The sequence below is a fragment of the Chitinophaga deserti genome, from assembly GCF_003149455.1.
Lineage (GTDB): Bacteria > Bacteroidota > Bacteroidia > Chitinophagales > Chitinophagaceae > Chitinophaga > Chitinophaga deserti.
The window spans coordinates 495,889-508,364 of the sequence record NZ_QFFK01000003.1; the positions used below are offsets into that span (position 1 = coordinate 495,889).

Consider the following 12,476-nt stretch of genomic DNA (forward strand, 5'->3'; position numbering starts at 1 on the left):
GTAAACTACCTGGTAACTGTAACGTCATCAAGCGTGATGGGTGTAGTACCCGTGTTCTCGAATAAGAAGCAAACCGTTTTCTTATGCCCTTCCGGTTCAATGCCTGTTGTAAACACGCCGCTGTTCTTACTGAAAACGGCCGTGCCTTTCCCTTCAAGGGTGGCGATGGCAGTCAATGCCCCATTCACTACGGCAACGTCGGAAACAACTGCTTTCACTGTACTTTCTCCCTTCACATGACAGGCTAACTGGTAACGGGTGTTGTTACTGAGGTATACATACTGCATGATTTTTTCGCCGGGCTGCAATACCATCCCTTTGCTGTTGCCGATACCTGCACCGGCTTCAATCCGGCCACTTCCTTCCCATGGGCCCAGGCCCTCCCCTTCTTCAAATCCGGTACCGGGCAGCTCGTTACCATTAGCCAGTGGCCACTGGTAGTAGCGGATGTAATCCACTTCCATATTCACATTACCGTCTGAACCATATGTTCCGAGAAATACATTCATGAAATGGTTCGGGGAGTAGATCTTGTTCTTGTCTGTATACTCACGGATAAGATCCCCATTGATGTAGTGCTTTATACTGGCTGGTGTCCAGAGGATGCCGTGCGTTACCCATTGATCGCGATGGATGTAGCCTTCCGCGATATGCGTATTGAGGTTGCGCAGGAACTTCCCGTTTTTATCTACATGCCCGTGCAGCACAAACTGTGCGTTTATATATTCGAACACATCTATTTCAAATACCTGTCCTTTCGGGCGGATACCTTTTATGCCTTCCACGGCTGTTCCTTCTTCGAGATAATAACGGATATCAGGCCCGGGAGAATCGAACCAGAAGGCGGTATTCAATCCTTTGGGGTTACCGGTGCTGCTTCTTTTCACTTTCACTTCAAAGTATCCGCCACGGCTGTTATCCAGCAGGTTCTCATTGGTTTGCCAGTCGTAGGTCTGGATAGAAGAAATCTTCTGGTTCCCTTTCTTCGAAAACAACCGCACCGGCAGCGAATCACTCACATACAGATCAATAGTGGAACCATTGAGCACATAAGCAGGTTGCGGCAGCGTGCCCGTCTTCATTTCATTACGCGAATCCGTATCCAGATAATTGAGCTGGGAAAAGTAATTGGTTGTCCACTTATTCAGATTAAGCAGGCTGTCGCTGAACTCATCCTGCCAGAATACCTCCATACCGGCAGGCACCGCGCGGGAACTGGGGTTAGCACTTAGTTCCTTCACATCGGCAGAGTCATGTACCCAGGCTTTCCCGGTAGTGGCATTGCCTTTGATGAATTTCCGGCGGCCCTTCCTATCGGAATACTCCAGCCATATATTGTACACAGTTTCTGGCTGTACATTACGGATATAAAAGCGCGAAGCTCCTTCTGCCACCGTAGCATTGGGTAGTTTCGGGCGCTTAGCGCCTGCAGACCAATACAGGCGAACCTTACCGTCAACAGGCTTCCAATCTGCCCGTATCCAGCTGCGTGTGCCCAGCAAACGCAATTCTTCTGCGGGTTGCGGGCCGGTGGCTAAAGTGGTGTGAATATTTACTGCCAGTAAAAACAGCAACGTACAAAGTATCCGTACAAAAGTCATGGCATTCACTTAATGATGGTAAAAATACAATTCCCGGCACAGAGGCCGGGAATTGCCGGGTTTTATAAAGACGACAGTGGGAGCGTTTCTATTAATTGTAGCCCGGGTTCTGCTTCACTATTCCGTTGGTTTCGTCTATTACTTTGCGGGGCAGCGGCCAGTAGCGGAATTCATCTTTGGCGAAAGTAGAACCGGCATCTTTAGCGCGTTTAATGTAAGTACCCCAGCGGATGAGATCTTCTCTCCTGATACCGCCTTCGCACCAGAATTCAAACAGGCGCTCATCCATCAGTTTATTCCTGAACTGGTCTTTCGACAGGTTGGCAGGGAGCCCGCCTAAATCAGCTCTTAACCTCACTGCTTTCACAAGGTTATATGCTTCTTCAGTAGGCCCGGATACTTCGTTGATTGCTTCCGCGAGGGAGAGCAATACATCCGCATAACGCCATACGATGATGTTCACACCATGGTTTTCTCCCGTAGCATTCGGATCTATGCTGTATTTCATGGGGATGGCGCCGATGTAGTTATTGGCTCTTGCATCGAACACGGTACCGTCTGCAAGGGTCCATTTAGCCAGCAGGCGTTCCAGCCGCTTGTCTGCCTGATCAAATTTATCGTATGTAGCCCATGGCATTTTGTAGCCGCCCCATTGCGTGAGCGCTTTGCCGGTAGGGTCTTCATAATTCCCGGGAAGGGCATGTGCCAGCCAGAGGTTACCGGAATTTGCATCCATACGGGTAGATACGGCAAAGAGTACTTCCTGGTTATTCCCGTTGTTGGCATAGGTAAAGATGTCTGCATAATTTTCCTGCAGCGAGTGCCCCATGGTCATCAGGGTGCGGCAGGTGGTGATCACTTCAGTCCACCTTTTTTCGTGCATATAGAGTTTCACGAGTCCCATCAGGGCGGCGTCTTTCGTAAAGCGTCCATAATCGGAACCGGTGAGTTCGGTTGCTTTCGGCAATGCTTCCACGGCTTCTTTAAAATCCTTTTCTATCTGTGCTACCATTTCCTGCTGGGAAGGACGGGGAATAGGCCTGGAATCAGGATTGGATGCCTCTGCAGCATTGAGCCGCAGGGGCACAGGGCCATAGTAATTATACAGGATGGAGGCGTAATGCGCACGCAATGCCTTCAGTTCTCCCACATACCGCTTCTTCAATGCCTCGTTCGCCATGTTCATCCCGCCTATCTTATCGATGGCGATGGTAGCGTTGGTGATGGCTGGCACAAGGCGGGTGTAGAAGAGAAACAGGGCATCGCCGGGGAAAGTTTCTGACAGGTTCAGCTGGTTAAACCGCTCCCATCCGGGCCAGCCCCAGGAACATACCATTTCATCGGTAGAAGCACTGGATTGTGCTACGAGGCTGGGATAACCCACTCCCCAGATAGCATACCCGTCGGGGTTTAGGCTGGAATATACCGCCGTTACGGCGAGCTTGGCATCTTCAGGAGTTTTATAGAAAGAAGTTTCCCCGAATTTATCGTAGGTCACTTCATCGAGCGACTTTTCGCAGGCGGACAGCGTAAGGAGGCCAATTGCCGCCACCAGCAGTTTATTATAGGTCGTTTTGCGTTTCATGTCCGTAGTTTTTTGTTTCAACAGTGATTAAAAACCAATACTGGCGCCGAGGGTAAATGATTTCGTCATCGGGTAAGCATAGAAATTCTGCAGCTCAGGATCAATGCCTTTATATCCGGTGATGATGAACGGGTTCTGTACGTTCACGAACAGACGCGCGGTTTTGATGGTGTTCTGCCGCTGCAGAAGTCCTGCAGGCAGGCGGTAGCCCAGCGTGATGTCGCGGCAACGGAGGAAAGTAGCATCCTCCACCCAGAAGTCGGAGTTACCTGCGAAGCCGCTGTATGCTGAATTCAGGCCGGTAGGCAGGCTGCCACCGCGGTTATCGTACGCCCAGCGGTCTTTCGAAACAGACAGTACGTTCCAGCCAAAGGCGCCCAGCTTAGCGTATACATCGGCGGTATTAGACAGGTCGCTGTTGAATTTCTTCTGGATCAGGCCGTACATGTAAACCGACAGGTCGAAGTTTTTATAGCTGAACTGGTTGTTAATACCGAAGCTGAAGTTGGGAACAGGCTGTCCATTACCGGTAGGATCGTTGTTGGTATGAATCTGCACCATATCGGCCGTAGAAAGCTGTCCGTCGGGCTTACCGGTAAGATTACCGCTGGCATCGTAGCCATTGAGGTCTTTAATGATCACGTCTCCCGGAAGGATGCCCGGCATCCAGGCAGGAGCTTTCATGCCGGCGGGGTCGTAAATACCGTCAGATACATAGCCGTACTGTCCGTTGAAATTACCTTTAGGGTCCACATACTTCGGCAGCGATTTCAGTGCCGCGGCAGAGCGCTCTACCCAGCTGTTGGTGTAATGCGAGAAGTTGATGGTAGTGTTCCAGTTAAGACCGTTCGCATTCACGAGGTTCTTGGACTGAAGACTTACTTCCCAGCCCGTGCTCCTGGTAGTACCGGCATTGGAAGCGAAGGAGGATACAGGGAAGTCGGTAGCCAGCGGTACGCGACTCAGCAGGTTGGTGAAGCGCCTGCTGAAGAAATCAAATGAACCGCTCACCCTGTCGCTCAGGAAGCCGAAATCCAGACCGGCGTTAAACTCCGTTTGCGTTTCCCAGGTAAGATTGGGGTTGGCGATCTGTGCGAGGCGCACCCCGGGCAGATTGGTACCGCCGATCACGAAAGGAGAATTGTTCTCGAAATACGTGAAGGCGCTGCTGCCGATGTTGGCATTACCTACCGAGCCATAACCGGTGCGCAGTTTGAGGAAACTGATGACTGGTACGGATTTCAGGAAGTTTTCTTCCGAGATGATCCATGCTGCAGACACTCCGGGGAAGGTGCCCCATTTCTTATTCTTAGCGAAGTGCGATGCACCATCGCGCCGAACGGAGGCGGAGAAGATGTATTTACCGTTGAGCTCATAAATAGCTCTGGCAAAATACGACTTCCAGATGCGGGTGGAATTACGATAAGAGCCTACGGTCGGGCGCAATGCCGTACCCAGTCCTATGTTGTAATAAAGGAAGTTATCTGTAGGGAAGTGGTCGTTGCCGGCATTGAAACCGTCTTTATCCGTAAGCTGGTACGAATGGCCCACTACTGCATTGATGCGGCTGTTGCCCGCCAGGTCTTTCACGTAGCTGAGCGTGTATTCCGACAATTTGGAAGTAGCATTGTTTTCAAGGATACCTGCCTGCCCTTCGGCTCTTGCACCGTACAGGAAGGTACGGGGGAAGTAGGTGGAGCGCTTGGCCGTGCTCTGGTCGTAACTGAGGCTACCGCGGGCGGTAAGACCGGGGATGATTGTCCATTCCGCGAACCCTGAAGTCAGGAGGCGGCTGGCTTTAGTATCGTCTGTAATAGTGAGGAACGAGAGCGGGTTGGGGGTATTCTGGTAATCGGGATTGATGGGGTAATTGCCCTGCGCATCCTGGAAGGGAATGGTGGGCGGGTGGTAAAAGGCTGCACCGATCATGCCCGAGTTTTCATAAACTCCGGTACCCATGTTGCCATTCTCAGCTTTGGAACCGGTGGCAATCACATTCACGCCTGCTTTAATCTTCTCACCTATCCCCTGCTCCAGGCTAATCTTGCCGGAGTAACGAGTATACCCGGAATGCTTCAGCACACCTTCCTGACCCAGATAGTTACCGGAAACATAGTAGCGGGTTTTGTTGGAAGTACCCGACATGGAAATATTATGCTGCTGGGTAAACCCTTTGCGCATGATGGCATCAATGGCATTAGGCTGCTCCGCCTGTCCATCGATCTGCTGCTGTGTGTATTTGGGCACGAAAGGCGTAACGGTGGAAGGGTCTGTATTACCATAAGGAGCGATCTTGTTGTCGAGCATCCACTTCTCCCGGAGGATTTTATTACGCTGCTCCATGTAATCTTTCGTATCGAGGATATCGAAGTAAGGCAGTGCCTGCTGAAAGGCATGGCTGAAATCGTATTGCAGGCTGGGACTGCCGGATTTCCCTTTTTTAGTTGTGATGAGTACCACCCCTCCGGCAGCACGGGCACCGTAAATGGCGGTGGCGCTCGCATCTTTCAGGATGTCGATGGTCTCAATATCGTTGGGGTTAAGGAAGTTCAATGGAGAGCGGTTTACACCGGAACCACCGTAGCGGGTATTGGTTTCCGGTTCACCGGCATTATCGTTCACGATCACACCGTCTACCACATACAGCGGTCCTTCGGAAGCAAAGGAAGCGTTGCTCCGGATCTGCACGGAAACGCCTGCACCGGGCTGTCCGGTTGTCTGCACCACGTTTACACCGGCGGCACGGCCTGCCAGTGCCTGGGTGAAGTTGGTATTGGTAGCGGTATTGACTTCATTCATTTTCACGGAAGCCACCGAGCCGGTCACGTTCTTACGTTTCTGTGTACCGTACCCTACCACCACCACTTCGTTCAGGGCGCTTTCAGATACCTGCAGGGTGATATCGAGTGTGGGCTCGCCATTAAAAACGATCTCACGGGTTTCGTAGCCGATGAAGCTCACTACCAGCACGCTCCCTTGATCTGCATCCAATTTAAAGTTGCCGGATTCATCGGTACGCGTACCGTTGGATGTCCCTTTTACCTGGATGGTAACACCGGGCAGCGGGCCTCCTTTAGCATCGTGTATGCGGCCGGTTACCGGTATGGCGGCAGGCTTTGCAGGAATGGTTTTGGCAGGCTCCCTGCGTTGCAGGATAATGACGTTCTGTTTGATCTCAAAATCTACCGGCTGGCCTTTAGTGACCATTTCAAGTGCCTGCTGTACACTGCCGTTCACGATATCTGCCGAAACGGGACGGGTGCCTTCGAGATGACTCTGCACCAGCACCAGATCGTACCCGCTTTGCGCTTTAATGGCTTCAAGGGCGCTTTTGAAGGATACATTCTTTAAATGAAGGGTGATTTTCTGTGCCCGGGCAGCGGCCACACTCAGGTGCATAATGCTCAGGAAAAGGATGATAGGCATCACCTTCCTCCATATGGCTCCGCCACGCATGGCAAGCCCCGAACCGCAATGGCGGCTCTTTGGTTGATAGTTTAACTTCATACTGTTTTACTAAATGATCAGTGAGTAATAGTTCGATTAAAGCTGATGTACCTGCCGGTTAAACGGCGCTTATCAGGCAGTTGCTGTCGTGGATGATGTCATGATTGTACAGATTTGGTTGTTTAGCGGAATATTCAATAACGCGATACGGTCACTCGCCGTCCGTTTACTTCGAATTTGATCAGTTTGGTGCTTTGCAGGTAATCCAGCACTTCCGTTATGCTCCTTGAGCGCGACATGGATACCTCCATTTTATCTGCCGGCAGCCCTGCCTCATACACCACTTCCAGGTTATACCACCGCGCCAGCCGTGGCATAATTTCCTGAATGCTTTCGCCGGCAAAAGAGAAGTACCCGTTTTTCCAGGCAATTACATTGGCCGTATTTATGCTCTTCCGGTCTATTTTCCCGGATTGCTGCACCGCAGCCTGCTCTCCCGGGCGGAGTTCCATCTGGCGGTTTACCCGTACGGCCCCTTCCACGAGAGTGGTTTTGGATATGGAAATTCCATCGTAGCTGTCGATATTAAAATGCGTGCCCAGTACTTCCACCCTTTCGCGTTTTGTAACTACTACAAATGGCTTATGCACGTCTTTAGCCACTTCGAAATAAGCCTCCCCGTTCAGCTGCACCTCTCTGTTTTGCTGATTATCGAAGTTTACAGGGAACCGGAGCGATGAACCGGCGTTGATCCAGATCTTAGTGCCATCCGGTAATTGTACCTGGAACTGTTTGCCGTTGGGTGTGATGAGGGTATTATACTGCACGGTGCCTGCCTCGCTGCCCTGTCCGTTAAACACATATACCAGTCCGCTGTCGGAGCTTTTGTTGATCCGGGAACCGTCCTGCTCCCCGATTTGTCCTTTTTGCTGAGCACCCAGCTCCACTTCACTCCCATCTGCTAATACCAGTACCGCACCGCTGCTACCGGGCCTGATGGTACTGTCTGCCATATTACCGGCCGCATTGCTGGAGGGGGATGACGAATGTTGTTTCAGCCAGAAGGCGGCCCCTATGCTGATGAGCAGCAGCAGCGATGCCGCGGCAGCCGTCCATTTGCGGTAGCGGATGTTCCTGTTGTGGCGGACCCTGCTTTCGATAGACCGGAATATGGCTTCGCTTTTTTCCGGGAACGATGGATGTATGCCATCCTGCTTTCCGGCCTGCATGGCATTGCACCAGTCGTTATACAGCTGCAGATCATCTCCGGTAGCCGTACCGTCAGCAACGCGTTCCATTACCCCGAGCAATTCATCTTGGTTCATCATAATCCTTCTTTGGCAGGACCCTTTAGTCCGGGTGTTTGATATATAAGGGACATCAAAAAGGCGGATGTCCCAATCTGTGGCAAAAAATATTTTAAAGCATGTTTGTCCAGAAGGAAAGGCGGCCCAGGTACACCTTCAGTTTTTTGAGGGTGATGGTCATCTGGTTACGGACAGTTTTTTCGGAAAGGCCCAGTTCAAGGCCAATTTCTTTGTTGGAGAGGTATTGTTCCCGGCTCATCCGGAAGATCTTCCGGGCCTGCGGGGGGAGTGTGCCGATAAAATCGTGGATGGCGGCACGGAGTTCCTTGATCTCGATATTTTCTTCCACAAAGTGTTCTGCAGGCGGTGGAACCGCTTTCAGGATATCGGCTTTCCTTTTACTGGAAACGATGTGGCGGGTGAGTTTGTATTTAACTGCGGCAAGGAGGTAGCCTTTGAGATGGTTAATATTGAGTTTTTCGCGGTTTTCCCATAGCCAAACGAAGATGTCCTGCACCACATCGGTACATTCATCTTCATCCATGAGGATATTGAAAGCGTAATTGTGCAGCAGCCCGGCGTAACGTGAATAAATGGCATTGAACGCCTTCCAGTCGCCCTTCCCCAATTGATCTACCAGGGCGCTATCCTCCACACCGTCATATATATTCACTGCTCTCATGATGTATGTTGGTATGCCTGTTCTGATAACAATAAACAGATTCCGGCTGCCCCCGGTGTAGTTGCATTACAGGCCATTCTGACATTAAATATCAGCAGCCCAAATTAGTAAAAAACTACAATACGGCGGCTGGATTCTATGGGTGTAAAGACGGCCGCTCAATTTTTTTCAAAAAAAATTTGGCATTGTACAAAAAGATCCTACCTTTGCAATCCCAACGAACGAAAAGCGTTCACAAAAAGGGAGCTTAGCTCAGCTGGTTCAGAGCATCTGCCTTACAAGCAGAGGGTCGACGGTTCGAATCCGCCAGCTCCCACAAAAAGCCTCGCAATACTGCGGGGCTTTTTTTATGCCCATACGTTTGTATGAGTCAAAACACTTTTCCTTTTTCGGGGAAATGGCAGTTTTCGAAAACCTCTATCCCCCATAACAATCCGCTTCGAAAATATTCAGTCTGACAGCCTTCGGCTTTCGTTGTTCGGTAACCAGTAAGCTGAAGGCATTAGACATCCTCCAATCCGCCCTGCCATAGCACTGGTGTGCATTTCGTACTTTCAGCACCAACAAAAAAACGCATTGTTATGGCAATCTTAGATTCTCTCATTCCATTTAAAGGCCGGCTCGGCAACATTATCTCGTACGAGCGCAACGGCAGGCACTGTTTACGCTCGGTGCCCAAAACCGTCAGACAAACGGATAACACCCGCCGCGCTGCAAAGTTATTCGGCGCCGCCAGCCGCAAAGGCGCCCTTATCCGGCATGCCATTGCTCATGAATTAAATATCTTCCCGGATCGTGTGCTGGTAAACCGCCTCAACAGCTACATCCTGGAGGCTGGCAGAAACAACCACGCTGGCCTGGTCAACTTCCGCTTCAATGGCTACACAGGGCTGGATAAGTACTTCGGCAAACAGGCAGTAGTCACCAAAGACGGCAGGCTGCACATCCCTCCCCAGCACATGCAGGGCTATGGCGATGCCGAACGCATGGAGCTAAAGGTGATTGCTACCCGTATAGACTTCAGCACCCGCACCGTTACAGGAACCGATACAGCCCTGCTTAAAATTAACCTGACCGAACCTTTCCAGCACTTCGAAGGAGCCGATATGCGGGTCAATGTACCCGGTAAAGGCACATTGCTGGTGGTATTACAGTTGCAGCTGTTTAAAGACGATTTTGATATCCGTGACCGGCATTTCGGAGCTGCGGATATTATAGCCGTTGTGGAAGAGCAGGCTCAGCAGTCACCCTCCACCATAGTAAAACCCCACACAAACCCATTTTCGCATGATTTAAGGGTACCCGCCACGCAAACCGTACCTGCTCAAAACAGGCAAACCCTCATACAATGGGAATAGCCCATAGCCATAACAGGGCGTTTTTGTTGTAAGAAGTTTATTATCAATCAGTTTTGAACCCAAATCTACTCGGCAGGCCCTTCCTCCGCCAGCCAATCCCATGTGCTACAGGCGCCCGTTCTTCTCTTTCTCAGCCTGCCACCACCTTCACCCCGCCTCCGCATCACTTCCGCATCGCCTCCGCATCAAGTCCACCTAATCGACGCACTTAATTGCCAGTTCTCCCCTGGTTGTCACGGAGACGACCCGTAGATACCTGCCTGTAATCCTATTCTAATCGTTTGAAAAGACAGTATTCATCCCGGCACAAACCTGTCTGTAAACAAGGTATACTGTAGGTTTAAAGAAGGGTTAATGTATATCAACTGTATATAAAAGCCTGTCAAACCCACTACTGTAGCCGAACAGGGGGCTATTTATATACATACAGTACCCTTACAGTAAGCATTTCTTACAGGTACAGTATCCCAACAGCAGGGAAATGGTTAATAATGTTACGGTACAATTGTAGCTGCAACCTACCCACAAAACAAAACGTCCCGGCGAAGCGGGACGTTACTTGTTAATCGTCGGTTTTAGCAGAATATTAATAGGAAGGTTCTCATTTGATTGTAAAGTCTGTTGAGCCTGGCGCTGCCAGTACATACTGGAAGTGGAAGAAGGGCCGCGCGGTAGCGGTTACCGGTTCTGCAGGTGCATCTTTATACATACTGGTTACTTTCAGCTTGGCATATAATCCGTTGGCAGTGCGCACGATAATGGTACGGTCTGGCCGTGCCCATACGGTGTGCTTCTGCGTAGTGGCATTGTTGCCCCCGATGCCTTTGGTGGCACGCAGGGTACCTGCAAAGTCGTATACGCACCAGCCGGTGGTGGTACCGAAGAAGCCGGCAGTATCGAGGCCTGCGCCGCCGGAAGTGGTATTGAACAAGGCACCCTCGGGCACGCGGGTTACCTGGTCGAACGGTTTATCGATGATCAGCACACCGCCTTTACCCGGACCGCCCTTTCCGGCAGTGGTGTTTTCCGCGGTGTTGGCACCGAAGTTACCCGCTATGGAAGAGTTGGCATTGCCTCCGAAAGAAATATCCCAATCGGCGCTCAGCAGGTTTTTCGGAGAACCGGCCTTTTCCTTTTCAAGGCTGAAATAGATCATGATCTTGCTGGTAGTGGTATCTCCATTGAAATTAGCCACGGTAATCAGCTTGTTGTAATTCCCGGTTTGCACAGGCGCTTTCTCGTCTTTGGAACATGCTGCAAAAATCATTGCCGAGGCCATTACGCCTGCAGTCCACTTAAAAATTTCTCTCATTGTTCTATGCTGTTTGAATCTGCAAGGTCCGGCAAAGGGTTTACCACTTCCGGAAAAAGGGTAACCATTCCCGGAAAGCGTTGCTGGCATTCGCACCATTATTTGCGGAAAGTAAACGTAATATTTACATCTTGCCTTATGCTTTCCGGCTTACAGATCAGATCGGAAAAAATGTAAGTTCATTCGTTTCTCGCTTATCGTCGCCGCGATGTAATTCTTAAAAAGTGCAGGTATATATCCTGCATCATAATCACCGGAAGGCAGTGCATCTCATCGTGATACTGAATATCATCATCACGATATCATCGCTGTTCGAAGTACTGCCCTTTGCATGATTGTTTTCTGTATTTGCACTGGCTTCTTTTTATGTGATGTTAGAAATTTTTCATCCTTCATTACATGATGAAGATGCGTTGCTTTTAACTGAATCAGAAACGGAATAAAGTAGAAAGTCCGCTACCGCAGCGGGCTTTCTACTTTATAACATAAATCACTAAAAAAAATATCTGCGCAGCTGATTGTTTTTGAAATATTTGTCTATATATTTGCACTCCCATCGAACGACAAGCGTTCAACAAAAAGGGAGCTTAGCTCAGCTGGTTCAGAGCATCTGCCTTACAAGCAGAGGGTCGACGGTTCGAATCCGCCAGCTCCCACACAAAAAAGTCCTTGCAGTATTTGCCAGGACTTTTTTCGTTTTAGCCACCCCCAATATCCTGTATCATGTCCATTCCATTTACCACCATCAACTGGAACACCATCGCCCCCACCCTGCACCCCGGAGAAACCGGTAATGCACAGTGGCAAACCATGCAATACCCCGGCCTCCGCCTTCGCATCGTTACCTACTCTCCCGGTTACCTCGCAGATCACTGGTGTGCCAAAGGCCATATCGTTCATTGCCTGCAGGGCAGCTTCGACAGTGAACTGAAAAACGGGGAAACATACACCCTTCAAACCGGCATGACATACATCGTTTCCGACAACGAAAGCATCCACCGCTCCCGTACCCAAAGCGGCGTAACCCTCCTGATCATAGACGGCGATTTCCTTGCCGGGAAATGACAGGTTACCAGATTTAATAAAAATGTGATATATTAGGGAAAGAAACCCTCCTGAAGAGAACCCTGCAGAACCGAGATCTAAAGTATGATAAGCTAATTATTGAATCAGGAAGTTTCCCC

General features: G+C 50.2%; 8 protein-coding genes and 2 tRNA genes. 4 read left to right on the forward strand and 6 right to left on the reverse strand.

Translation table 11 applies throughout. From position 1 onward, the window contains the following. Positions 1 to 5: 5 nt before the first annotated feature. The 5 genes from DEV76_RS09230 to DEV76_RS09250 all read right to left on the reverse strand — a co-directional run bounded on the left by DEV76_RS09230 (position 6) and on the right by DEV76_RS09250 (position 8,622). Positions 6 to 1,601, reverse strand: a complete 1,596-nt coding sequence (locus DEV76_RS09230; RefSeq protein ID WP_109697589.1) for a glycoside hydrolase family 16 protein — start codon at positions 1,599 to 1,601, stop codon at positions 6 to 8. A gap of 91 nt (positions 1,602 to 1,692) precedes the next feature. Next, positions 1,693 to 3,186, reverse strand: a complete 1,494-nt coding sequence (locus DEV76_RS09235) for a RagB/SusD family nutrient uptake outer membrane protein (RefSeq protein WP_109697731.1) — start codon at positions 3,184 to 3,186, stop codon at positions 1,693 to 1,695. A 27-nt stretch (positions 3,187 to 3,213) separates the two neighbouring features. Beyond that, positions 3,214 to 6,693: a TonB-dependent receptor gene (locus DEV76_RS09240; protein ID WP_109697590.1), complete on the reverse strand. Its 3,480-nt coding sequence runs from the start codon at positions 6,691 to 6,693 to the stop codon at positions 3,214 to 3,216. Between the two features lie 134 nt (positions 6,694 to 6,827). After that, entirely contained in the window at positions 6,828 to 7,961 is a 1,134-nt protein-coding gene (locus DEV76_RS09245) for a FecR family protein (protein WP_109697591.1), read from the reverse strand. A 91-nt stretch (positions 7,962 to 8,052) separates the two neighbouring features. Further along, complete coding sequence (locus DEV76_RS09250; RefSeq protein WP_109697592.1) at positions 8,053 to 8,622, reverse strand: RNA polymerase sigma-70 factor; 570 nt, start codon at positions 8,620 to 8,622, stop codon at positions 8,053 to 8,055. A 241-nt stretch (positions 8,623 to 8,863) separates the two neighbouring features. Between DEV76_RS09250 and DEV76_RS09255 the strand changes: the two genes are divergently transcribed. Both DEV76_RS09255 and DEV76_RS09260 read left to right on the forward strand, forming a co-directional pair. Then, positions 8,864 to 8,938 (forward strand) — tRNA-Val (locus DEV76_RS09255). 265 nt (positions 8,939 to 9,203) lie between these two features. After that, the gene (locus tag DEV76_RS09260) at positions 9,204 to 9,980 is read left to right on the forward strand and encodes a hypothetical protein (RefSeq protein ID WP_109697593.1); all 777 of its coding nucleotides are present in this window, start codon (positions 9,204 to 9,206) and stop codon (positions 9,978 to 9,980) included. 601 nt (positions 9,981 to 10,581) lie between these two features. Here DEV76_RS09260 and DEV76_RS09265 read toward each other — a convergent pair. Continuing rightward, on the reverse strand, positions 10,582 to 11,292 hold the full coding sequence (locus DEV76_RS09265; RefSeq protein ID WP_109697594.1) for an HmuY family protein: 711 nt from the start codon (positions 11,290 to 11,292) through the stop codon (positions 10,582 to 10,584). A gap of 581 nt (positions 11,293 to 11,873) precedes the next feature. Between DEV76_RS09265 and DEV76_RS09270 the strand changes: the two genes are divergently transcribed. Both DEV76_RS09270 and DEV76_RS09275 read left to right on the forward strand, forming a co-directional pair. Then, positions 11,874 to 11,948: transfer RNA gene (locus tag DEV76_RS09270), tRNA-Val, on the forward strand. Between the two features lie 67 nt (positions 11,949 to 12,015). Then, the gene (locus tag DEV76_RS09275; RefSeq protein ID WP_109697595.1) at positions 12,016 to 12,357 is read left to right on the forward strand and encodes a DHCW motif cupin fold protein; all 342 of its coding nucleotides are present in this window, start codon (positions 12,016 to 12,018) and stop codon (positions 12,355 to 12,357) included. Positions 12,358 to 12,476 lie beyond the last annotated feature (119 nt).